Below are 24,908 nucleotides of genomic sequence, written 5' to 3'. Positions count from 1 at the left end.
TTTAGTATGATCGTAGATGAAAAAGTTTTTAGCAAAGTTTTCTTTTGTAACTTTAAAAGCGCCTGCATTCTTTTGTAGTTAAACTAAAAATATGAATACAAAACATTTCATACTTATCCTCTTTTCAACACTAATTGCATTCGGTCAATCCGCAATCCGTTTAGAGGATTCCATTTACAATGCTATTGATGCTTTTGTGGCTCAACCCTCAGAAAAAGGACTCAATGAATTGACCCAACTTGACCGTAAATTTTGGAACAATAAAACCGTCAAATCAAAAGACGCCCTGTTGGCTATAGTTATTTTAAATTGTAACAAAGGGTATTACGAAATGCAATTAGGACACAACCAGCAAGCAATAGCCAGTTATGAAAAAGCCTGGGAAACGTATCATAAAAATCAATTAGGACAATATGACATTATCGAGTACGCCTTAAAGCCATTGGGCAATTTATACACCATGCAAGGCGATTATGACAATGCGGAAAACATCATCAAACAATATTATTATCTTGCCTCTAAATCCAAAAAATCCGACGAAGCTTCAAAACACAAACTAGCTGCCTTACTTAATTTATCCAACGTTTATCAAAGTGCAGGCAAAACCGACATGGCCATCGAATTGCTACAAAAGACTTTACATTCTGAAAAATTAACGCCGGAACAAAAAGGAATTATTATCACCAACATAGGAAACAATTACATGTTAGCCCTCGGTCAATCTACTGCCCCTACCAACGAGAAAATTTCGTTCAAAAAAATAGAATCGACCTATCTCTATGCCATTCAATTGTTGCAAAAAAGTAAAAACCAGAACAAAGCACTCGCCAATTGTTACCGCAACTTAGCGGCTCTTTACACTCAAAAGAAGCTCTTTGACCAAGCCAACAATTATTTTGATACAGCTAAAAAATTTTTCTTTAGCACACTCAACCAAGACCCACGCCAAATAGCCAAATTGTATTATGAAGAAGCCGTTTTGCGTTTTGAACAGCGCCAATACACAGAAGCTACCACTCTCCTGAGCCTCGTATTCAAAACGCTAATCCCAAGTTATTCCAACAAAAATAGTATTCTACCTGAAACGAAGTCCCTATATGCCGAAACGATTTTACTAGACGCATTGGACTTACAAGGCGCAATTTTTAGTCTTAAAAACAATCCTCAAAAAGCCTTAGAAGCCTATACACTGGCAATGCCCATCGAAGAAGCCTTTGCTACTTTATTCCTTACGGAGAATTCCAAAATCCTCCACCAAAACCGAGTTCGCTTACGCACCGAAAAATGCATTGCGCTCTACAAGGAGTTATTTGAAAAAGAAAAAAAACAGCGCTATATCGAACAGGCTTTTCAACTAGCTGAAAAAACCAAATCGACTGTTTTAAAAAATTATCTTCAAAAAAACAAAACTGCTTCGAGGGAAGAAAAATTACATTTAGAGCAATTGCAAAATTGGACCATTGAAATCACTAAAGAACAGCAAAAAGGAGAAAAAGCTGCTATTGAAAAAATCAACCATGCTATCGAAAAACAAAATGAATTGGTGCTTTCCCTCAAAAAACTGCAAAATCAGTCCACCCCTACTGAAAATCAAGAAATAACCATCTCACTCCTCTTTGAAAAACTAAAGAAAGAAAAGACCTTACTTCTTAATTATTTTTCAGGAAGCGAAAAAACGTATTGCTTTGTTTTTAAAGACAACACCCTTCACTTACAAGCCTTTACAAATACTACAATATTAAAGGAAATAACGCGTTTTTTGTACTATTTTAAAGAAGCCAATACCATCTTAGACAACCCTAAAGGCTATCAACAACAAGCCAAAAAAGTTTACGATCTCTTGCAAATACCACAACCTACCGCTTATAAAAAACTTATAATTATTCCAGATGGGTTACTGAATTTCTTACCCTTTGACGCATTGATTACGCAAGAATCTACCACCACTAATTTTGCAAAAATGCATTATTTGGTCAACGACTTCATCATTGGTTACAACAACTCCGTAACTTTTTATTGGAACGAAATAGAGAATAAAAAGCCCAAAAAAAATGTGCTAGGCCTCTTCCCTGTTTTTGAAAAAACCGATTATGCACTGGAATTTTCTAAAAACGAATTGGCTTCGATTAAAAATACATTTGGCGGTCTTTTTTTTGAAAATGAAGAGGCCACATTTGATAATTTTAAAACCCATGCGAGTAGTCATAGCATTTTACACTTATCCACACATGCTAGTGCAGGTGATTTAGAAACGGCTGCAAGCATCAAATTCTATGACCAAGAGGTGTTGTATTCCGAATTATATCCGCTACATATTGATCCTGACTTGGTGGTTTTGAGTGCTTGTGAAACGGGTATTGGCAAATTATACAAATCCGAAGGTGCGATGAGCGTGGCCCGTGGTTTTCAGTTTGCGGGAGCAAGAAATTTGCTATTCTCTCTTTGGAAAGTAAATGATTTCACTACTTCCAAATGGATGGATTATTTTTACCACCTATGCGAAAAAGGCCGCTCGTATCTAGAAGCAAATCATCAAGCCAAGTTGGATTATTTAGCAGACAAAACCATTTCTAACACCAAGAAATCACCGTATTACTGGAGTGCTTTTGTCTATTATGGTAGTCCCGCTGCAGGTGAGGAATCATTCCAATATGCTTATCTTATTTTTGGGTTTATAGGAGTAATTAGCTTACTTTTGATTTTTACTCGTTTCAAAAAATGGAAAAACTACAGGAAATCCTCAAAAAGGAAAAATATAAAAAAATAAAGTTTAAGATTACCAAGACCCAACATTTATTGATTAAAGCAAAAATTAATGGTGTAAAAGGAAATTTCATTTTGGACACAGGAGCATCCAACAGTTGCATTGGTTTTGAAACAGTAAACTTATTCTTGGTGGAAGCCCAAGATTCTAAAACCAAAGCTTCAGGAGCGGGAGCTACAGGCATGCTTACGCAAACGGCAAGCAATAACAAAATTCAATTAGGTCTTTGGAAAAAAAACAAATTTGATTTGGTCATTTTTGATTTATCACATGTCAATGAAGCCTTAATTCAATACAAGGTAAAACCTGTACACGGAATCATAGGGGCAGATATCCTTTTGAGAGGAAAAGCTATTATTGATTATTACAATCATTATTTATATTTACAATAAAGAACCAACCAAAAAAGCACCAATTATGAAATCCAATACAAAAATACTGAGCGGAATCATCGCCTTATTGTTATTTTCTTGTACAGAAGACCTGATGATAAACGAAACCAAATCTGTTGCGATTCCCACTACAACAGAAAACACTCAAAAACCATCCAGAACTGTAAGTTATAAATTTTGGGATTTTGAAAATTTAGACGAATGGGAAGACGCTTCCCAAAACATGAACGGACAAATCAATTATTCACTTGATAACGGGAATCTATACCTATACACCCGTCCTTACACAATAGACCGCCCTAAGGTCAAGTCCATGACCACGTATAGCACTGGAACCTACACTTGGCGTGTTTTTGTCCCTGAAATGGGTGTAGGAGATCGGGCTAGTATCGGTGCCTTTTTATACAATGACGACACCCATGAATTGGATTTTGAAATAGGATACGGCTCACAAAACGAACGAATAGCCATCAATGCTGCACCTGATGATTTATTAGCGTACATGACCTCTCAGGCCAATCCTTTTCAATCTAATGTTATAAAAATCAAACGAGGACAATGGTACACTTTGTCTATGGAACTGACATTAAATTCCAAAAGTAAATATTTTGCCAAATGGAAAATTGATGGTAGTACCGTAAGCAGCCTGCAACTCAATTATGGCACGAAAGAAAAATTTAAAATCTTTTGCAGTGTCGAAAACCTGAATTTCATAGGCGACCATACTCCGTACTCACTAAACTATGCTTTGTTTGATTTTGTCAAGTATCAAGGCAATTAACAGTAAAAGCCTTCGATGAACGCCATGCTCTCGAAGGCTTTTAAATTATCTTCTTTTTAGGCGAATTTCATTTTTTAGCTTTCTTATGCAACGCCCATTTTATTCCACCTGTTAAATGCTGAAGATACAATACATCTTCATAATCTTTACTATCATGCCCTAAAGCAGTATAAAACACTCTAGCGCCTTCAAACTCCTGACACCAAGCCAAGGGGAAGTAATCTCCAAAAATACGTCCTGGATAAACGTCTTTTTGACTATCGGTTACGGTGCGTAAATCTGCGGCTAAGAGTACTTGGATGTTGGGATTGAGTTCGCTTGAATAATAACATTCATCTTCCTTTTTCCAGATTTCAGGAAGTGTTTCAGTCGAAGGATGATTTTTATTAACTACTTTTATATCGAATGCTTGAAAAGCAGGATGTCTTTTGAATTTGCCTCCAATCATAGCGTGAAACCAAGGCCATTCCCGTTCAGAACCCGAGGCAATATGAATCCCTACAAAACTACCACCTTGCCGAATATAGGAAACAAAAGCTTGACGTTGTTCTTCGGTATCAAAAATTTGATTGTTGGTATTCGAAAAAATTAGACAATCGTATTTTGCTAGATTTTCAGTCGTCATTACCGCTGGATTATCCGAAACATCAATGCTCCAATGATTGGTTTCACCTATTTTCTGTAACGCTTTCACACTCGCTGGAATGTTTTCGTGGACATAGCCTTTGCCATTCTTGGTATAAACCAATATTCTTTTTTTAGCAATTGGATTAGCGGGAACCGTGGTTAATCCGAAAACAAGGGTGAGAAGTAGGAATTTGATTTTCATTTTCATCTATTTATTCTCCGAATATAAAAAGAAAATCCCAAATTCCAATCCCGAGAGTTCGGGGGGAATTTGGGATTTTTTATATAGATTCTTCGCTCTCGCTCAGAATGACATTTTAAATTACAATTCCAATGCTTTTTTAGGATTGTTGTCCATCAATAATTCGATTGGGTTTTCTAAAGCTTCTTTAACCGCAACTAAGAAACCAACTGACTCACGACCGTCGATGATTCTGTGGTCATAAGACAATGCTACGTACATCATTGGGTGGATTTCTACTTTTCCGTTTACCGCAATTGGACGCTCGATGATGTTGTGCATTCCTAAGATTCCAGATTGAGGAGGGTTGATGATAGGAGTAGATAACATAGAGCCAAATACACCACCGTTAGTGATTGTAAAAGTTCCACCAGTCATATCGTCAACAGTGATTTGTCCGTCACGTGCTTTGATAGCCAATCTTTTGATTTCAGCTTCAATACCACGGAAGGTTAAGTTTTCAGCGTTACGTACAACAGGCACCATTAATCCTTTTGGTCCTGAAACCGCGATAGAAATATCACAGAAATCAAAAGCGATTTTGTGGTCACCGTCCATCATAGAGTTAACGTCTGGGTATAATTGTAAAGCTCTTGTTACTGCTTTTGTAAAGAAAGACATGAATCCAAGTCCTACACCACCGTGTTTTGCTTTGAAAGCATCTTTGTATTCGTTACGGATGTTGTTGATAGGCGTCATGTTTACTTCGTTGAAAGTAGTCAACATCGCCGTTTCGTTTTTAGCTGAAACCAAACGCTCTGCTACTTTACGACGCAACATGGATAATTTAGTACGCTCTACACCACGACTACCACCTGTAGGAGTTCCCATAGAAGGTACTGCATTTACTGCGTCTTCTTTAGTGATTCTTCCTGCTTTTCCAGTTCCTGTTACAGCTGCTGGAGCAATATTTTTTTCATCTAATATTTTCTTAGCTGCTGGAGATGGAGTTCCTGTAGCGTAAGTTGCTGCTGGTGCAGGCGCTGCTTTTGGAGCTTCAGCTTTAACCTCTGTTTTTGGAGCTTCAGCTGCTGGAGCTGGAGCCGCTGCTGAAGAACCTGATGGTTTTGCTGCACCTGTATCTATATGACATACTACTGCGCCTACTGCTACTGCATCACCTTCTTCTGCTTTTAGAGTAATAATACCACTTGCTTCTGCAGGTAATTCTAAAGTCGCTTTATCTGAATCTACTTCAGCAATTGCTTGATCTTTTTCTACATAATCTCCGTCTTGTACTAACCAAGTGGCGATTTCAACTTCTTTAATAGATTCCCCTGGTGATGGAACTTTCATTTCTAAAATCATGTCCTAATATTTTAAATGATGAATTTTAATTTTTTAATTCTGAATCGTTATTGTTTGCATTTGGCCCTAGCCCTGATGGAAGCGGCATCCTTTTTCTTTTTTTTCTTTAAAAAAAGAAAAAGATATAGCGGACAGCAGGAAATAGCTCCAAATTTTTATCTAAATAAATTTTTATCAAATACCATTCGGATAGCATCCGCATGACGGCGTTTTGCTCTTGTGTAGCTTCCGGCAGCTGGTGCTGAGTATGCTTTTAATGACGCCAATCTCCATTTAACCAAATCGAAGTTCATCAACATATAGCTGTAAGCTCCCATGTTTTTAGGTTCTTCTTGTGCCCAAACATAATCATCAGCATTTGGATATTGTGCTATAATGGCTTTTAATTGTTCTACTGGTAACGGGAACAATTGCTCGATACGTACCACGGCTACATCTTTGCGACCGTTATTTTCTCTTTCGGCAGTGATGTCGTAATAGAATTTACCAGTACAGAAAACTAATGTTTTTACATCAGCTTTGTTTACGGTTGTATCGTCAATAGTTTCTTGGAATTCTCCGTTAGCTAATTCTTCAACTGTTGAAACGCATCTTGGGTCACGCAACAAACTTTTAGGAGAGAATACTACTAATGGTTTGCGGAATTTGGTTTTCATTTGTCTTCTCAACAAGTGGAAGAAGTTCGCTGGCGTAGTACAATCCGCTACATACATATTGTGACGCGCACATAACTGTAAGTAACGCTCCATACGCGCTGAAGAGTGCTCAGCCCCTTGTCCTTCGTAACCGTGAGGCAATAACATTACCAATCCGTTTTGATTGTTCCATTTGTCTTCTCCACAAGAGATGTATTGGTCAATCATAATTTGGGCACCGTTAGAAAAATCTCCAAATTGTGCTTCCCAAATAGTCAATGCATTTGGATTAGCCAATGCATATCCATAATCAAATCCTAATACACCATATTCAGACAAGAAAGAGTTGAAAATATGGAAATTCCCTTTTTTGTTTTCGATGCTATTCAATAGTACTACTTCTTCTTCAGAATCTTCTACTTTTACTACCGCATGACGGTGTGAGAAAGTACCACGCTCTACGTCCTGTCCTGAGATACGAATGTCGTAACCTTCTGTCAATAAAGTACCGTAAGCCAAAGTTTCGGCAGTACCCCAATCGATGGTATTGTTGTCGTATCCTGTTTTTCTATCGGTAACAATCTTAGTGATTTTGTTAATGAATTTTTTGTCCGTTGGTAAGCTGGATACGGTTCCAATAATAGAATCCAAGATTGATTTGTCAACGCTTGTGTTTACTTTTTGCAACATCGCATCAGTAGAAACTTGCTCAAACCCTTTCCATTCATTTTGCATAAATGGAGTAATAATGGTCAAGTCTTTTTTACGAGACGCTTCTAAGTTGTGATCTAAATCGTCTTTGTATTCTTTTTCTAAAGTTTTTACCAAATTCGCATCGATAATGCCCTCAGATAATAATTTTTCTGCATACAAATCTCTTGGATTTCTATGTTTAGCGATGATTTTGTATAATACCGGTTGGGTAAAACGAGGTTCGTCACCTTCGTTGTGTCCATATTTTCTATACCCTAACAAGTCAATAAATACGTCACGACCAAATTCCATACGGAAATCCAATGCAAACTGCATGGCATGCACTACAGATTCTGCGTCATCAGCATTTACGTGTAATACAGGTGATAAAGTTACTTTGGCAACGTCAGTACAATACGTAGAAGAACGAGCATCTAGGTAATTCGTTGTAAATCCAACTTGGTTGTTGATGACAATGTGGATGGTACCACCCGTTTTGTATCCATCTAATTGTGCCATTTGGATGATTTCATAAAGAATTCCTTGTCCTGCGATAGCGGCATCCCCGTGAACGGCGATAGGCAATACTTTAGAAAAATCTTCTGGGAAATATTTATCTTGTTTTGCTCTAGTAATTCCTTCGATTACAGCACCTACTGTTTCAAGGTGAGAAGGGTTTGGAGCTAAGTTGATGTTGATTTTTTTGCCTGTACTCGTGATTTTGTCAGCTGTAAGTCCTAAGTGGTATTTTACGTCACCGTCAAAATATTCTTGGTCGTAGTCTTTTCCGTCAAATTCAGAGAAAATATCTTGAGTTGATTTGCCAAAAATATTTGCCAAAACGTTCAAACGACCACGGTGAGCCATCCCCATTACAAATTGCTCCACTCCTTTTTCAGCCGCTCTTTCAATCAAAGCATCCAAAGCAGGAATGATAGATTCTCCTCCTTCAAGTGAGAAACGTTTTTGACCTACATATTTAGTATGCAAGAAATTCTCAAAAGAAACCGCTTGGTTCAATTTGTTTAAAATTCCTTTTTTCTGGTCAGCCGTAAAGGTAGGTTGGTTTTCATTTACATTAAGTTTATTTTGAATCCACTCAATGATTTCAGGTTTACGGATGTACATATACTCAATCCCTATGTGCTGACAATACACTTTATTCAAGTGATCGATAATTTGAGATAAAGACGAAGGCTGTAATCCTAATAGTTTAGCCGCATCAAAAACAGTACTCAAATCAGACGAAGAAAGTCCGAAGTTTTCCAAATCCAAATTTGGCGAAAAAGTTCTACGTTCTCTTACTGGATTTGTTTTGGTAAACAAATGCCCTCTTGAACGATACCCTTCAATTAATTTCACAACTTTGAACTCTTTTTGGAGCTGTTCTGAAATCTTGCTACTATCTACTGGGGCAGCTGCTACTGGAGCCGCTACAGAAGAGGTATTGCTATATTGAATTGGATTTTCGTCATTATAAGTTTCCATACCAAAGTCGAAACCTTGAAAAAAACTTCTCCAGCTAGGCTCTACGCTGTCTGGATTTTCTAAATATTGGTCGTATAATTGAGCGAAAAATTCGGTGTGTGCTGCGTTTAAAAATGAAAACCTATCCATAATGTTAGTGAATGTACTTTTTGTTAAATAGTTTGGCAAAAATACAATAATCCATTATATCTGAATCTATTTTTTAAGTACTTTTACGTGAAGATTTGTTAAAAAAAATTACAAAACCATGAAAAATAATCATCTTTCACTCTTAGCAAACCGTAATTTAATTTTATTGTTCCTTTTTGTTAGTTTTTCAGCAAGCGCACAATTCCAAAATAGAAATACTGCAAACACTACTGATTTTTGGGACAATGTACAATTTGGAGGCGGTTTAGGGCTAAGTATTGGCAATGGCTATACTGACATTTCAGTTGCTCCTAGTGCTATTTATAATGTAAATGAATATTTTTCGGTAGGTATTGGAGCGCAATACACCTATGCCAAACAAAAAAATTTCTACACTTCGAATCTGTACGGTGCTAGTTTAATCTCCTTATTTAATCCCATTAGGGAAATCCAACTTTCAGCTGAATTGGAACAACTTCGAGTGAATGTAAAAGGCAATTACCCTTATGACTTTTCCGATAATTTTTGGAACACAGGTCTTTTTCTAGGCGCTGGTTACCGTAGTGGCAATGCTACAATCGGAGTGCGATACAATGTATTGTTCAAAGAAAACAATCGTGCTTACAGTGATGCTTTCATGCCTTTTGTGAGGTTTTATTTTTAAGGAGCAGCTAAGCTGTTAAGCAAATAAGAAGCTGAGAGATATAAGTATTTTGAAATTTCTAGAACTATATTTTGCAATCTTAGTATCTCAGATTCCTAAAATAATTTGAATCTTTACTTAAATTTATTTCGAAACCAAACTTTTTGCCATTCTCTCTTTAAAATAAGGAAGGCAACTTGTTCTGCTAGGATTACTAAATCAGAGCCGTCTAGCTTTTTTATTTCTTCTTCAGATACATCTATAATATAAAGCAGGTTGAGATACTCCGCAAATTTATACTGAATCATGCGGTAGATTTTTTCGTGTAACTGAATTTTGAGTTCCTCTGGCGTAATGCTTTTAGGGAAGTCTATTCCTTCATTGGCCAAATTAAAATCTTTATTGATTTGCTCAATCAAATGAAGGTAAAGAGATTCTTGAGTCGCTTCTTGCAAGAGCAATTCAGACGATTTTGGCGCAATAAAATTCATTTTTAATTTTTTTTAGTATCCCAAATTTTTACAATTTTAGCCAACAACACATCGCCACCGGCATAGAAAAAAACAGCACCCATAGGCGGATTTGAGGTAGGAATGAATCCAAAAATCTCAGGCTCCCAAGCCCAACATTTAAAATACGTTCCCACCAATTCTATAAACACCACACAAAGGGCTATAAAACAATACAAGTTTTGCCATTTTTTTCGTTTTAACAACCAAAAAAACAAAACGCCAAACACTAACGAAAAATAATCCTGTAATAGTATGCCCACGCCTAAAAATAATGCAGCAAAAAACCAAAGGAAGTATTTACGAATAGAATATTCTTTTTGAAGAGACCAAAAGGCGTGTGCATACACATAACCCGAGGCATAAACAATTGCATGGCCAAAAGGCACATACAAAGGTATCATTGGGGTGCGGTATTCATACATCCCTAGTAGTTTGCAAAAAATAAGTTCTCCTATATAAGACAAACCTACCATCACAAACATCAATTTTCGTAGAGGCACGGAGGCAACCCAATAAAACCCAACAAAATATAAAATAGCCAAAACGTTCGTCAGCTGTCGGCCATCAAAAAATTGATTCGTAAAGAAAACCGAATCAATTCCTAGCGCTAAAATGGTAAAAAAAGGAAAACAACAAGCGTAAACCAATTCCCATTTGGTACTTAATACCCGTTCTTGTTCCCATGTTGCCGTTGCTATTCCACTCATCACTACCTTTTTTAGCACTACTTATGCTTTTCGCTTCATTAGATTTTCACCAAAAGCTTTCAAAACTTCTTTTTTAGCAGGAGCAATTCCCATTTTATCCAAAGTTGCAAAAGCCTTAAGAGTGTACGCTTCAATTGTTTCTTGGGTCAAAACATCGGCACTTGTACGAATAAAAATAGCCTTCACTTGCTCTATTTTTTCAGTATTGTCTTTTAATTGACTTGCGAATAATTCTGCCAACGCTATTTTATCCGACGCCGAAGCAAGTTCCATCGCTTTAAGATACAAATACGTTTTTTTATTCTCAATAATGTCGCCACCCACTTGTTTACCAAAAGTTTCAGGATTTCCAAAAGCGTCTAAATAGTCATCTTGCAGCTGGAAGGCCAATCCTAAGTTAAGACCAAACTCATAAATCAAATTGCCATTTTCAGGGGTAGTTTGAGCAATAATGGCTCCCATTTTCATAGCCGCTGCAACCAAAACCGCAGTTTTATACTCAATCATTTTAAGATATTCGGGTATGGTAACATCATTACGGGTCTCAAAATCTACATCCCATTGCTGCCCTTCACAAACCTCCAAAGCTGTTTTGCTAAACAACTTGGCCAAATCCCTAAAAACAATAGGTTCATATTGTTCAAAATACTGGTAAGCCAAGATTAACATAGCATCCCCTGAGAGAATCCCTGTATTGATATCCCATTTTTCATGAACAGTTTGGTTACCTCGACGCAAAGGCGCATCATCCATAATATCATCGTGCACTAACGAAAAGTTATGAAATACCTCTACCGCCATAGCCGCAGGAAGCGCCTCTTGATATGAGGCATTAAAAACCTCAGCTGCCATCAAAGTCAGTACAGGACGCATTCGCTTCCCTCCTAAACCTACTATATACTGGATAGGCTCATAAAGATTTTTAGGTTCTTTATCAATGGATTGAGCTTTCAAATAATTGACAAAAAACTCTTGGTACTGAACGATTGCATGCATAAATTTTAATTTTCGGCTAATTTACAGCAATCCGATTGGATTACAAACTGGCTTTCTAAATGAAATGTTAAAAAAACGTAAATACAATGGAAACTATTTTGGTGTTAAAAGTTTCCTTCCTACATTTGCCTCGATAAATATTGAAATGATTTAGTATGGCTACAAATTGGATTATAGATTCGGAACAATCAGATGTTTTACTAAAAATTAAACACTCGATAATTGCTTATATCGCTGGAACTACCAACAAATTTAAAGGCAATGTAGAACTCAAAGACGACACCATCGAGAATGCCTCTATCGAATTTTCATTAGACATTAACAATAAAGAAACCAAACTAGCACCACTAGACTCTCCCTTACAAATTGATGATTTTATTGAAACCGAAACATACCCTGTTATCAATTTCAAATCGACTTCTTTTCAAAAAGTAAACAAAAACATCAACTTCTTGAAAGGAAATTTAACCGTAAAAAACATCACTAAAGTAATTGAACTCGATACTGAATTTTTAGGCTATAACTATTACAATGGCGTTCGCAAAGCGTCCTTTGAAGTTAAAGGCACCATTAACAGAAAAGAATTTGGTTTAAAAACCAATGCCATCTTTCAAAAAGACGGCATCATGCTCGGACAAGATTTACAAATCGAAGCCAATCTAGAATTTACCGCATAAAAAGAAACGAAAATGAAGGAGAAAATTATAAAAAAAGCAAGCGAGCTTTTCCTAAAACTAGGTTTTAAAAGCATTACTATGGACGATATTGCCTGTGAAATGTGCATCTCAAAAAAAACAATTTACAAATATTTCTGTAACAAAGAAGCATTAATTAAGGAAACAACAGCGCACGTTCACAAAGAAGTACATCTAATCATTGAAGCTATAACCACTAAAAATAGCAATGCAATAGCTGAAAATTTTGAAATTCGAAAAATGTTCAGCGATATGTTTCAAGCCTCTGACACCTCCCCTATTTACCAACTAAAAAAACATTACCCTGAAATTTACAGTGAAGTCTTGACCATTGAAATCAATGAATGCAGAAAATGTTTTCGTCAAAATATAGAAAAAGGGATCGAAGCCGGATTGTACCGTGACGACATCGATATTGAGGCGTATGTACAATTTTATTACACGCTAATATTTAGCATAAACGAAAACACCAGCTCTGAAAAAGAAGCTCAAAAACTAGAATTAAAAGCATTAGAATACCATACCCGAGCCATGGCAACACCAAAAGGGCTCCTCGAACTTGAAAAACAAATGCAAAACCAACTTTTATGATAAAAAGAAATTTACTATTCATCAGTCTTTTATTCTTTGCTGCTTATGTTGTAGCACAAGAAAAAAAACAAAGCTATTCGTATAGCTTAGATCAGGCCATTCATCATGCCTTAGAACACAATTACTCTGTCATCAATTCGGGTCGTGATGTGGAAGCAGCCAGACAAAAGAAATGGGAGACCACTGCAGCAGGCTTACCACAAATTAATGGGACGGTAGATTATTTGAACAATTTTTCATTACAACAACAAGGAGTTACCGGCGGTGGACCTTTTGGCGGTGATGAAAATACGATTGCGACTTTCGCTTTTGGCACCAAACACAACATGAATGCCGTGGCAACCTTAAGCCAACTCTTATTTGACGGTTCCTATATAGTTGCTTTGCAAGCGGCCAAAACGTATTTGAAATACTATGAAAATGCCAAAACTAAAACAGCTGTTGAAGTCAAAGAAATGGTGATTAACGCTTATGGAAACGTACTTCTAGCACAAGAAAGCATTGCCATCCTTAAAAAGAACAAAGCCACACTTGAAAAAACAGTTTCGGACACCAAAGAAACTTTTAAGAACGGACTGATAGAAGAGGAAAATGTAGAGCAACTACAAATTACCTTAGCCTCTGTAAACAGCAACCTCAACAACACCACACGTCTGCTTGATGTAGCGTATAAAATGCTAAAAATCACCCTAGGGATTGACCTTAACGATGAGTTGATTGTAACAGACAAATTAGAAACTCTAACGCAAAAGAACGTAGGAGAAGCATTGGCCATACAAGCCTTCAATGTCACCAACAATGTAGATTTCCAAATTGCGACTAATTTTCAAAAACAAAGAGAATTAGAATACAAATTAGAAAGAAGCAAAGCACTGCCTACTCTATCAGCCAATGTTAATTTTGGATACAATTCATTTGCAAATGAATTTACTTTTTTTAATGCCAACCAAAAATGGTTAAACTACTCCAATTTAGGAGTTCGGTTGAGCGTGCCTATCTTCAGTAGTTTTGCTTATCGTGCCAAAACACAACAAGCTAAAATTGCTTTGGAACAAGCCAAAACACAACTTAACGAAACTGATCAAAAAATAAAATTACAATACGCCAATGCTAAAAGCGAATTTGATTTCAGCGTAGAAGAATTTTCTACTGCAAAGAGCAATTTAGCACTAGCTGAAAGAATTGAGAAAAAACAACAAGTCAAATTCAAAGAAGGTTTGTCCTCGAGTTTTGATTTTAGCGAAGCACAACGTCAACTTTACACCACACAACAAAACTACTTACAATCGATGGTGAATATTATCAATAAAAAAGCCATTCTAGAAAAACTTAACAACAAATAACAATCAGCAATAAAACAGATATACCAATGAGAAAAACTATTTTATTAACCGTGTTTTCAATCGTTATGCTCTCTTGTGGAGGCGATAAAAAAAATTCTACAGAGAACGTTATTGCGTCGGGGAATCTTGAACAATTGCGATTAAAACGTGCTGAAATTATCAAATCAGCAGATGAATTATCTAAAGAATTAAAAAAAATAGATGATGCCATAAGTGTCTTAGATGAACACCACAAAGAAACTTTGATTACAACTTTAACAGCAAAAGACACTGTATTCAAACATTATATCGAATTGCAAGCACAAGTACAAACCAAAGAAAACTTGGTTATCAATGCGCAATTAGGCGGAATTTTAGAGCAGCTTTCTGTCAAAGAAGGACAACGTGTTTCCAAAGGTCAAACCTTAGGCCGTATCGATGATGGTGGATTATCACAACAACTAGCCCAACTCGAAATTCAAGCTAGTTTGTCTAAAACTACTTTTGAAAGACAAAAGAACCTTTGGGACCAAAAAATTGGTTCTGAAATTCAATTTTTACAAGCCAAATCGAATTATGAAGCTCAAGTAAGAGCCGTACAACAACTTAAAAAACAAATTGCCAAAACGGTTATTGTTGCACCATTCTCAGGAGTTATTGACGAAATCATTTCTGAAAAAGGAAGTGTTTTAGCACCAGGAAGTCCTGTGTTGCGAATTATAAACCTAAGCAACATGTATCTTGAAGCTGAAGTTCCAGAAAAATTCATCAACGACATCAAACGAGGTACTGAAGTAGTGGTGGACTTTCCAATGCTGAACGAAAGCATCAAAACCCAAATTTCGTTAGTAAACAACAACATCAATCCTGCCAATCGTTCTTTCAAAGTTCAGGTGCAAGTACCAAATAAATCAGGCTTAATCAAACCTAATTTGTCTTCAAAACTAAACATCAACGACTACTCTAACAAGAACGTGATTACAGTACCGTTGAGTATTATTTCAGAAAACGCCGAAGGAGAACAATACCTTTACATCGCTGAAAAGACAGAAGATGGCAAACATACCAAAGCTAAAAAAGTGATTGTAACAACTGGTAAATCTCAAGGGGATTTGATTGAAATATTGGAAGGAATTAATGATGGTGATTTAATTATCAAAGAAGGAGCTAGAAGCGTAAAAGACGGGCAAATTGTGTCTATAATAAAAAAATAATAGAGAAAGATGAACATTCCACCAATCAAGCATAAAGAATTTAAGTTTTCTTCTATGGCCATTGACAACAAAATGACCATATATGTCATTATGGCTTTGTTCTTTGTATTAGGTATTTCTGCCTATTACTCCATGCCTAGAGAAGACTTTCCTGAAATTAAGGAAACCAAAATTTACATCAGTACCGTCTATCCTGGAAATACTGCTGAGGACATCGAACGTCTCATCATTGATCCTCTCGAAGAAGACATCAAAAACGTGAGTAATGTGGTTAAAGTAACCTCTACTTCTCAAGAGGACTATGGAATCATTACCGTAGAATTCGATGAAAGCATCACTGTAGAAGATGCCAAACAAAAGGTAAAAGACAAAGTGGATGCTAAAAAATCCAACGAAGATTGGCCTACTTTTAACGGTGTTAAGGTTGAGCCCAATGTATTTGACTTGAATTTATCCGAAGAAATTCCAATTTTGAATATCAACCTTTCTGGCGATTATCCAGTTGAAAAATTAAAAGAATTTGGCGAATACCTAAAAGATGAAATTGAAGGACTAGCCGAAATCAAGCAAGTGGACATTCGTGGAGCACAAGAAAAAGAAATCGAAATTGCGGTTGATATTTTTAAAATGAGTGCTTCAAAAGTAAGTTTTGATGACGTTATCAATGCGGTACGCAATGGAAATGTAACCATGTCTGCCGGAAATATCATTTCAAGTGGACAACGAAGAACCATTAGCATCAAAGGCGAAATTGAAAAACCAACTGACTTAGAAAACTTTGTTCTTAAAAACGAAAACGGCCCTATTTATCTTAAAGACGTTGCCGAAGTAAGTTTTAAAGACGAAGACAAAACTACCTATGCAAGAGAATTTGGCAGCAGCGTAGTGATGCTAGATGTAAAAAAGAGAGCCGGAAAAAACATGATTGAAGCCTCTGAAAAAATCAAAACCATCCTAGCTGATACGCAAGAGAATTATTTTCCAAAGGATTTAAAAATCAGTTTGTCAAATGATTCCTCTTCCAAAACCTTGAATCAAGTAGATGATTTGGTAAACAACATCATTTTTGGTATTATCCTCGTTGTAGGCGTTTTGATGTTTTTCTTAGGATTTAGAAACGCCCTTTTCGTAGGATTTGCCATTCCGATGTCGATGTTCTTATCCTTTATGATACTGAACGCACTGGGCTACACGATGAACACGATGATTTTATTTGGACTCATCATGGGACTGGGAATGCTCGTAGATAACGGAATCGTAGTAGTAGAAAACGTGTACCGATTAATGGAAGACGAAGGTATGAATCGCTATGAAGCAGCCAAAGTAGGAATTGGTGAAATCGCCATGCCTATAATCATCTCCACTCTGACGACTGTAGCCGCCTTTGTCCCTCTAGGATTATGGCCAGGAGTAATGGGACAATTCATGATTTATTTCCCTATCACGCTATCTGTTGTATTAGGTTCTTCGTTATTTGTGGCTATCTTTTTCAACTCGGTACTGGTATCGCAATTTATGGACATCAAAGACAAAGTACTTTCTAAAAAACAATTGATACGTTTGAGTATTATTTTAGGAGGATTTGGTACACTCATTCTAATTTTTGGTGGTGCTGTGCGCGGACTAGGAACCTTGATGATTTTTACCGCTGCAATGTTCTGGTTGTACAAATATGTTATCAAAGGTGTGACGTTGAAATTCCAACAAATTACATTGACCAAATTAGAAAACGGGTATGAAGGTTGGTTAAAATTCTTTTTATCAGGCAAAGTACCATTCATCGTCGTAGGGGTAATGTTTTTCATGTTCTTTGCTGTCATCATCACCTATTTTGGATGGAGCGTAGGAAGCGGAAGAACCAAAGTAGAGTTTTTTCCTGACAACAAACCCAATCAAATCATTGTGTACATCGAATATCCGCAAGGAACCGATATTGAAAAAACAAATGCCTTAACTAAAGATATTGAAAAACGCGTTTATACTGTTCTAAATTCTAAAGAATACATCAACGAAGCCGACAGTACGAATTATTTAGTTGAATCCGCTGTTTCTCAAGTAGGTGAAGGTGCTGGAAACCCTCAAACAGATGGTGGTTCAACAGCCGAAATGCCTCACAAAGGAAAAATCACTGTATCGATGCGCGAATACAAATACCGCAACGGAAGAGATTCTGAACAAATGCGTCAAAAAGTTCAAGAAGCTTTAAAAGACATTTATCCTGGAGTTTCTATTTCTGTTGAAAAAGACGCAGCAGGACCACCAGCAGGATATCCTATTAATATCGAAATTAAAGGAAAAGATTATACCGAGCTGATTGTAACAGCTGAAAAAATGAAAGACTTTTTGAACAGTCGTAACATTCCGGGAATCGACGAATTAAAAGTAGATGTAAACAAAGGAAAACCGGCCATGAAAGTCGAAGTGGACCGAGAAAAAGCAGGTGAAATGGGAGTTTCGGCTGGCCAAGTAGGAAACCAACTCAGACGTTCTGTTTTTGGAGAAAAAGCAGGGGTGTACAAATTGAACGGTGAAGATTATGATATTAATGTGCGATTCAATGACGAAAACCGTTACAACCAAAGCACTCTTTTCAACCAAAACATCACGTTTAGGGATATGGCTTCGGGACAAATTAAGGAAATTCCTTTATCTACAGTAGCTACCCAAAAGAACAGTTCTTCATTTAGTGCTATCAAACACCGTGATTTGAATCGTGTGGTGGTATTGTATTCTGCGCTCTCACCTGGTTTTACAGACGCGGGTGCAGTGGTAAGTCAAATTCAAGCCGAAATGGCAGATTTTGATGCTCCTAAAACCGTAAAATTTGACTTTACTGGTCAAATCGAAGAGCAAAACAAGCAGATGGCGTTTTTAATGGGGGCTTTGGTAACGGGACTTGGTCTTATCATGTTGATTTTAGTGTTCCAATTCAACTCTATTTCTAAACCTGCTATTATCATGGTGGCTGTGTTCTTGAGTTTCATCGGAGTATTTTTAGGTTTAATGGCAACAGGATGGCCGTTTGTCATCATGATGACCATGATGGGAATCATTTCGCTCGCAGGTATTGTGGTAAATAACGGAGTGGTACTTCTGGACTATACCGAGTTATTATTGAATCGTAAAAAAGAAGAATTGAATATTCCTCAAAATAAGATTTTACCCAAAGAACATATATTTGAAGCTATTGTAACTGGTGGAAAAGCCAGATTAAGACCCGTATTGCTTACTGCCATCACCACGGTTTTAGGATTAATTCCACTAGCCATTGGTTTCAACATCGATTTCTTCTCCTTGTTCAACGAATTTGACCCTAAAATTTACATAGGAGGAGACAACGTTATTTTCTGGGGACCTCTAGCTTGGACCGTTATTTTCGGATTGGTGTTTGCCACCTTCCTTACCCTAATCGTTGTTCCCGTACTCTATTATTTAGTAGAACGATTTAAGCTTTGGAAAAACGAAAAAAAGAAAAGCTTGTTGTAAACCTAGATTCCGCATTGGAATACCGATTATTTAATTCTGTTCCTGCTTATCTTTTGAGTAAAAAAAATCGGAATACAGATTTTGGAACAAAGCAAATTTTCACCAACAAAAAAACCATTCTTCGCGAATGGTTTTTTTGTTTAAATAATTTCGTCTTCCCCATACATTTTGGGATTAAACAACAAAGGGATTTTTACCTTAAAGCCTGTATTTTGGATACTAAAAATGCAATTATCAAACCAAATATACCGATAAAAGCAAACGAAAATCGCAACCCAAAAAGCTCTGCAATAAATCCGATTACCGGCGGCCCCATCAAAAAACCCAAAAAACTCACACTGGTTACCATGGCAATAGCCTCACCTGGAGGAATATGCGGTGTTTTTCCGGCTACACTATAAATGGTAGGCACGATGGTAGAAACTCCTAAACCAACTAACATAAATCCAGCAGTGGCAGGAATTAAATACGGAAAAAATACCGCCGTAAACAATCCTGTCGAAATCAGTACGCCACTGATTTGAATAACATTTTTACGACCAAAACGAGTAATCAGTCCGTCTCCCAAAAAACGTCCTGTCGCCATCATAATCATATAGGAAGTATAACCCAGAACGATTAAAGGCCCTGGGACTTGAACAATTTCTTCAAAATAAACACCACTCCAGTCAAACATAATTCCTTCACTGGCCATACACCCAAAACCAATCACCCCTAGCCACACAAGTGCAGGATCTGGTTTGGTAAAAAGCTTCCGTTTTTCATTAGACTTAGGTGATTCTTTTGCTTTTATTAAAAACTTAAAATTAACCGCAACCAAGGTAAATACCAAAAAAGCCACAGTCAAGAAATGCTGAAAAGGCGTAAATGCTATGGCCAGCATCAGTATCCCAATTAAAGCTCCTATGAAACCAGCAAAACTCCACACGCCGTGAAACGATGACATAATGTTCTTATTATACAATTTCTCAGTATAAACCCCTTGTGTGTTTACGGCTATATTATTCATATTGCCACACATACCAAAAAGAAACAACCCAAGCGCTAATTGCCACGAATGAACCGCCAATCCCATATTAGACAAACAAACAGCATACATACTCAATGAAAACAACAACAAACGATGGCTTCCATATCGCGTGACCAGTTTACCCGAAAAAGGCATCATCGTGAGTTGCCCTAACGGAAGTGCTAGCAAGATACTACCCAAATCAGCAGGACTTAAATCCAAGGCTACTTTGATATCTGGAATTCTGCTCGCCCAAGTAGCAAAACACAATCCCATCCCAAAATAAAAAGAAGAAACAGCCCAGCGAATACGTCGCAAATAAGATTGTTTTGCTTTTCTAAAACTCTTTTTTATTTTTCCTTGCGCGCGGTAATTCCCTATAAAGTTTAATCGAATCAAAATAATGATGTTGTAGTTGCTAAATCACAAAAATACGAAACTCTGTCCGAACGGCACCCCAACACTCAAACGGAAATCTCCATACCTATTCCAACAAAACCCAAAAATCTTCTCATTATGGATTGTACACACCCAACAACGGAAGCTAAATTAGAGCGAAGTAGTTGATAAATTTAACGCCATTACAAAGGAGTATCATCCCACTATTGCTTAATTTTGTAACATGTATGCACTAGTCGATTGTAATAACTTTTATGCCTCCTGTGAGCGGGTTTTTCGTCCTGAATTGAACGGAAAACCAGTGGTTATTCTGTCTAATAATGACGGCTGTGTCATCTCGCGCAGTAATGAAGCCAAGGAAGCAGGAGTTCCTATGGGCGCACCAGCCTTCCAAATCAAAGAGCTCATCCGCGAAAAAAACATTCAGGTTTTTTCGTCTAATTATGCGCTTTACGGCGACTTGAGCAATCGGGTAATGGCCATTTTAGGGCAATTTACTCCTAATGTGGAGATTTACAGCATTGACGAGGCTTTCCTGAATTTTGACGGACTTGCTGTAACCAATTTTCACGATTATGGCCTTCAAATGAAACAGCGCATTCATAAATGGGTAGGACTTCCTGTTTGCATCGGTTTTGCCCCTACCAAAGCCTTATCCAAGGTAGCCAATAGAATCGCGAAGAAATTTCAAGACCGCACCTCAGGAGTGTATGTAATCGATTCGGATGAAAAACGTATCAAAGCGTTGAAGTGGACCAAGATTGAAGATGTATGGGGCATTGGTTACCGCACTATCAAAAAAGTAAAATCACGCAACATCCATACTGCTTATGATTTTATTCAGCCCCAACATGAGGCTTGGATTAAAAAAGAAATGGGCGTGATAGGCATGCGATTGAAATACGAACTGGAAGGGAACTCTGTTTTGGATTTGGAACCTATTGTGGAGCAGAAAAAAAGCGTATCCGTTACCCGAAGTTTTCCCAAACAAATCGCTGATTTTGATTTGCTTCGCGAAAGAATAACCACCTTTGCCGTCGTTTGTGCCGAAAAATTACGCAAACAAAAGTCCTGTTGTCACACCATTGTCGTGATGCTCGTGGTGGACAAACACCGTATTGAAACCAATAAGTATTATTTTAATGCAGCGGTCAATCTGCCCTATGGCACTCATTCCAGTTTAACGATTGCCAATGCAGCGGTACAATTATTAAAGCAATTGCACAAAGGCAATGAACATTTGAAATTCAAGAAAGCGGGTGTTATCGTTACGGGACTTACGGATGAAAACAAAAAACAATTCCAACTTTTTGAGGAGGAAAACCCCAAACATTTGGCGTTGATGCAGGTAATGGATGTACTAAATCATAAAATAGGAGAAACCAAAATCAAATTGGCTTCCCAAAATTTACGCCTAACCTGGGACATGAATCAAAATCATTTATCGCCTAAATACACAACTAATTTTAAAGAGCTACTCGAAATCAATGTCGGCTAAGAAAGAAAACAAACTCCAGTTTTTCAAACCAGATTACGAAAGTGATTTGCGCATCCCTTTTATTCCGGATGGTGTTTCGGCTGGATTTCCTTCACCCGCAGCCGACTTCATGGAGAACAATATTGATTTGAACAAAGAGTTAAGCGAAAATCCGTTGGCTACTTTCTACATCAAAGTCAAAGGAAACTCAATGGTAGATGCGGGTATAGAAGACAAAGATGTGTTGGTCGTGGACAGAAGTTTAGAACCTCAAAACAACAAAATTGCCATTTGTTTTATCGATGGCGAATTTACCGTAAAACGCATCAAATTAGAGAAAGATTTCCTTTATCTCATGCCTGAAAACCCCACGTACAACCCTATTAAAGTCACCGAAGAGAATCAATTCGTCATTTGGGGAATTGTAACTTATGTGATTAAGAAAATGTAAAGCCTTCCCTTTACACCCTACTTTTTATTACAACACTACATCGCCCTTACTTCTAGTAAAGGTTTGGTTGTTAGCAAGTCTTTTTTAAGAATTTTTGAAACAAATCGCGACTTACTTTTCTTTCATTTTAAAATAAAACGTATTTTTTACGTAATTATTTTAAATATCCAAAATACTTGTATTTATTGGCATTAATCGCATTTTATAGTTTATTTTTTTATATTAAATGTTTTTTTAACGTAAAATATTTTTAGATATCTTAAAATTAATTCTATCTTTGCTTTAATAAAGCGTACAAAATACGTTTTATAAAAACCTAACAAACTATCAAACTAACAAAAAAATTAATTATGAATCAATTAGCCCAAACTCAAGGAGCTTTTAAAGCAATTAAAAAAGGAAAGAAAACAATACAAGCCATAGCAGTAGTCTTGTTATTGAGTGCCACTTCTATTCAGGCACAGAAGAATAAAAATGAGGTATTTAAAGATACCGAAGAAGTAGAAGACAAATACGAACCGTTCTCATTTGGTCTTCGATTAAAAAACATGCACTTGTGGCATGGCTTTGTAGTAACTCCTGGCCCAATGGTCGCTACTAATTTAGAATACAACACAAGGGATAAAAAATTTGTATTTGGTTTTTGGGGAGGAGCAGGTGCAGCTTCTGATGTTACTAACAAAAATGGCGATCAGGTGGGTGCACATTACAAAGAATTCTCCATCTATACTGCCTATCATTTTACAGACAAATTTTTTATAGAAGCTGTAACACACAACAACTATACTGGAGTAGAAGAAAGAGGAGATAAGCTACATTATTGGAGTTATGACAAAACACAAGGATATAATTTCGTAGATTTAAACTTCGGATACCAAGCAACTAAAAACACTTCTTTGTATTTAGCCACAATTTTAGGTGGAGGTTCTGGAGATTATGAAGTTCAGGCCGACGGTTCACTTAAGGATTCCTATACGCATTATTTAGAAGTAAAAAGCAAGGTTTGGCAGAAGAAAAACGGAACCAATCTTTCTCTTTTTGCAGGTGGTGCTTGGTCTTTTATAACGGATAAAACTTTTTATACCGAAGGCAAAGGAAACTTTATTAATGTGGGAGCAGTCTTGTCTAAAAATGTAAAATTAGGAAACTATGTTTTTCCAGTGGACGTAACCGCAATGTGGAATCCAGAAAAAGAAAAAACAGTATTACAAGTTGACGTAAAACTATTCTAATATAAAAAGTAAAAAAAAATTATTGACAATCAAAAACTTAAAAACCATGAAAACAGTATTTAAAAAAATAGTTAAGCCTTTATTGATGTTGGCCATTATTGCAACTACAGCAAGTTGTATTGATAAAGAAAAAAATGCAAAACCTGAGGATGCTGGCACTACAGAAAATACAGGTAGTAAAATTGAAAGCGCCAAAGATTTGACAGGGATGAAAATTGGATATTGCACGCCATCATTAGACGCTCCGTATTACCAAGCGCTATTGACAAGTATTCAAGAAACTACAGAAGCAAACGGAATGACTTTCTTATCAGCAGACGGTCAAGGAGACATCAACAAACAAATTGCTGCTGTTGAGGATTTAATCACCAAAGGAGTAGATGCTTTATTGTTGAATCCTAAAGACCCTGATGCCTTAGTTGGTGTAACTAAATTGGCTAAGAAAGCAGGAATTCCAGTATTTATTATTGATAGTTCTATTGATGATTCAGCTGATTATGTGACTACTATTCAGTCAAATAATTTGGCAAACGGAGAATTAGCTGGTGAATGGGTAGCTAAGAAATTTGGAGCTAAAAAAATGACTATTGCCCTATTGAGTGGAAACGCAGGAAACCCAGTAGGTAGAACTCGCAAACAAGGTTTGTTGCAAGGTATTACCGAGGAGCAATTGAGAAGCCAAGGAAAAATTAACTTGACTGTTGAGACGCAAATGTACACAGATTGGACATACGCGGGAGGTCAAAAAGCCATGGAAGATATCCTAGTCGCTCACCCAAATATCAATGTAGTATTGGCAGAAGCTGATGTATGTGTACTAGGTGCTATCAAGGCAATCAAACAAGCTGGAAAAACAAATGACATCTTAATTGTAGCAGCTGCAGATGGTCAAAAAGAAGCTATTAAATACATTATGGATACTAATTTTTATGGATGTACTGCTATGAATAGCCCGGTACAAATAGGTAAAAATGCAGTTGAAGGAGCCATTCAATACATTAATGGCAAAAGAGACTTCCCTAAAGTATCTTATACAGCACCTTTATTAATCACCAAAGAAAACGCGGCTAAATATTACAATCCAAAAGCATTGTTTTAATAATTGCAAAACTATAG

General features: G+C 36.9%; 20 protein-coding genes. 13 read left to right on the top strand and 7 right to left on the bottom strand.

The window, feature by feature from the left end; translation table 11 throughout:
• The first annotated feature begins 91 nt into the window (after positions 1–91).
• From K5R64_RS10640 to K5R64_RS10630, 3 genes are read left to right on the top strand one after another with little or no spacing between them, the layout of a single operon-like run.
• Positions 92–2,767, top strand: coding sequence for a CHAT domain-containing tetratricopeptide repeat protein (locus K5R64_RS10640; protein WP_220763345.1), 2,676 nt, complete (start codon positions 92–94; stop codon positions 2,765–2,767).
• Positions 2,719–3,156: a retropepsin-like aspartic protease gene (locus tag K5R64_RS10635; protein ID WP_220763344.1), complete on the top strand. Its 438-nt coding sequence runs from the start codon at positions 2,719–2,721 to the stop codon at positions 3,154–3,156. Before K5R64_RS10640 ends, K5R64_RS10635 begins: the two co-directional genes overlap by 49 nt.
• Before the next feature lie 25 nt (positions 3,157–3,181).
• A complete protein-coding gene (locus tag K5R64_RS10630; protein WP_255580346.1) occupies positions 3,182–3,937 on the top strand; it encodes a hypothetical protein in 756 nt (251 codons plus the stop codon).
• 67 nt (positions 3,938–4,004) lie between these two features.
• Here K5R64_RS10630 and K5R64_RS10625 read toward each other — a convergent pair whose 3' ends face one another.
• From K5R64_RS10625 to K5R64_RS10615, 3 genes are all read right to left on the bottom strand, one after another.
• On the bottom strand, positions 4,005–4,766 hold the full coding sequence (locus tag K5R64_RS10625; protein ID WP_220763343.1) for a ThuA domain-containing protein: 762 nt from the start codon (positions 4,764–4,766) through the stop codon (positions 4,005–4,007).
• Between the two features lie 120 nt (positions 4,767–4,886).
• Positions 4,887–6,113, bottom strand: coding sequence for a 2-oxoglutarate dehydrogenase complex dihydrolipoyllysine-residue succinyltransferase (gene odhB / locus K5R64_RS10620; RefSeq protein ID WP_220763342.1), 1,227 nt, complete (start codon positions 6,111–6,113; stop codon positions 4,887–4,889).
• 155 nt (positions 6,114–6,268) lie between these two features.
• On the bottom strand, positions 6,269–9,058 hold the full coding sequence (locus tag K5R64_RS10615) for a 2-oxoglutarate dehydrogenase E1 component (RefSeq protein ID WP_220763341.1): 2,790 nt from the start codon (positions 9,056–9,058) through the stop codon (positions 6,269–6,271).
• A 118-nt stretch (positions 9,059–9,176) separates the two neighbouring features.
• On the opposite strand from K5R64_RS10615, the gene K5R64_RS10610 reads away from it, so the two are divergent.
• Complete coding sequence (locus K5R64_RS10610) at positions 9,177–9,722, top strand: hypothetical protein (RefSeq protein ID WP_220763340.1); 546 nt, start codon at positions 9,177–9,179, stop codon at positions 9,720–9,722.
• A 113-nt stretch (positions 9,723–9,835) separates the two neighbouring features.
• On the opposite strand, the gene K5R64_RS10605 is transcribed toward K5R64_RS10610, so the two are convergent.
• From K5R64_RS10605 to K5R64_RS10595, 3 genes are read right to left on the bottom strand one after another with little or no spacing between them, the layout of a single operon-like run.
• The gene (locus K5R64_RS10605) at positions 9,836–10,192 is read right to left on the bottom strand and encodes a hypothetical protein (protein ID WP_220763339.1); all 357 of its coding nucleotides are present in this window, start codon (positions 10,190–10,192) and stop codon (positions 9,836–9,838) included.
• Between the two features lie 2 nt (positions 10,193–10,194).
• A complete protein-coding gene (locus K5R64_RS10600; RefSeq protein ID WP_220763338.1) occupies positions 10,195–10,920 on the bottom strand; it encodes a hypothetical protein in 726 nt (241 codons plus the stop codon).
• 21 nt (positions 10,921–10,941) lie between these two features.
• Positions 10,942–11,916: a polyprenyl synthetase family protein gene (locus tag K5R64_RS10595; protein ID WP_220763336.1), complete on the bottom strand. Its 975-nt coding sequence runs from the start codon at positions 11,914–11,916 to the stop codon at positions 10,942–10,944.
• Positions 11,917–12,071: 155 nt separating this feature from the next.
• Here K5R64_RS10595 and K5R64_RS10590 point away from each other — a divergent pair, with 155 nt between their 5' ends.
• Genes K5R64_RS10590 through K5R64_RS10570 form a run of 5 tightly spaced genes read left to right on the top strand, consistent with a single transcriptional unit; the run spans position 12,072 to position 19,224 of the window.
• Positions 12,072–12,593 (top strand): YceI family protein, encoded by a 522-nt coding sequence (locus tag K5R64_RS10590; protein WP_220763334.1) that lies wholly within the window; start codon positions 12,072–12,074, stop codon positions 12,591–12,593.
• Positions 12,594–12,605: 12 nt separating this feature from the next.
• A complete protein-coding gene (locus K5R64_RS10585) occupies positions 12,606–13,202 on the top strand; it encodes a TetR/AcrR family transcriptional regulator (protein ID WP_220763332.1) in 597 nt (198 codons plus the stop codon).
• Positions 13,199–14,545 (top strand): TolC family protein, encoded by a 1,347-nt coding sequence (locus K5R64_RS10580; protein WP_220763330.1) that lies wholly within the window; start codon positions 13,199–13,201, stop codon positions 14,543–14,545. Before K5R64_RS10585 ends, K5R64_RS10580 begins: the two co-directional genes overlap by 4 nt.
• Positions 14,546–14,571: 26 nt before the next feature.
• Positions 14,572–15,738, top strand: coding sequence for an efflux RND transporter periplasmic adaptor subunit (locus K5R64_RS10575; protein WP_220763328.1), 1,167 nt, complete (start codon positions 14,572–14,574; stop codon positions 15,736–15,738).
• A 9-nt stretch (positions 15,739–15,747) separates the two neighbouring features.
• Positions 15,748–19,224 (top strand): efflux RND transporter permease subunit, encoded by a 3,477-nt coding sequence (locus tag K5R64_RS10570; protein ID WP_220763326.1) that lies wholly within the window; start codon positions 15,748–15,750, stop codon positions 19,222–19,224.
• A 193-nt stretch (positions 19,225–19,417) separates the two neighbouring features.
• On the opposite strand, the gene K5R64_RS10565 is transcribed toward K5R64_RS10570, so the two are convergent.
• Complete coding sequence (locus tag K5R64_RS10565; protein WP_220763324.1) at positions 19,418–20,632, bottom strand: MFS transporter; 1,215 nt, start codon at positions 20,630–20,632, stop codon at positions 19,418–19,420.
• Positions 20,633–20,855: 223 nt separating this feature from the next.
• On the opposite strand from K5R64_RS10565, the gene K5R64_RS10560 reads away from it, so the two are divergent.
• From K5R64_RS10560 to K5R64_RS10545, 4 genes are all read left to right on the top strand, one after another.
• On the top strand, positions 20,856–22,130 hold the full coding sequence (locus tag K5R64_RS10560) for a Y-family DNA polymerase (RefSeq protein ID WP_220763322.1): 1,275 nt from the start codon (positions 20,856–20,858) through the stop codon (positions 22,128–22,130).
• Positions 22,120–22,560 carry a LexA family transcriptional regulator gene (locus K5R64_RS10555; RefSeq protein WP_220763320.1) on the top strand — a complete coding sequence of 147 codons (441 nt, stop codon included), beginning with the start codon at positions 22,120–22,122 and terminating at the stop codon, positions 22,558–22,560. Before K5R64_RS10560 ends, K5R64_RS10555 begins: the two co-directional genes overlap by 11 nt.
• A gap of 350 nt (positions 22,561–22,910) precedes the next feature.
• Positions 22,911–23,792, top strand: a complete 882-nt coding sequence (locus K5R64_RS10550) for a hypothetical protein (RefSeq protein ID WP_255580345.1) — start codon at positions 22,911–22,913, stop codon at positions 23,790–23,792.
• Between the two features lie 46 nt (positions 23,793–23,838).
• Positions 23,839–24,891, top strand: coding sequence for a substrate-binding domain-containing protein (locus K5R64_RS10545; protein WP_220763317.1), 1,053 nt, complete (start codon positions 23,839–23,841; stop codon positions 24,889–24,891).
• The last annotated feature ends 17 nt before the right edge of the window (positions 24,892–24,908 follow it).

Origin of the sequence: Flavobacterium sp. UMI-01 (assembly GCF_019656315.1) — a bacterium.
Taxonomy (GTDB): domain Bacteria; phylum Bacteroidota; class Bacteroidia; order Flavobacteriales; family Flavobacteriaceae; genus Flavobacterium.
This window is presented reverse-complemented; position numbering and strand designations above follow the sequence as displayed.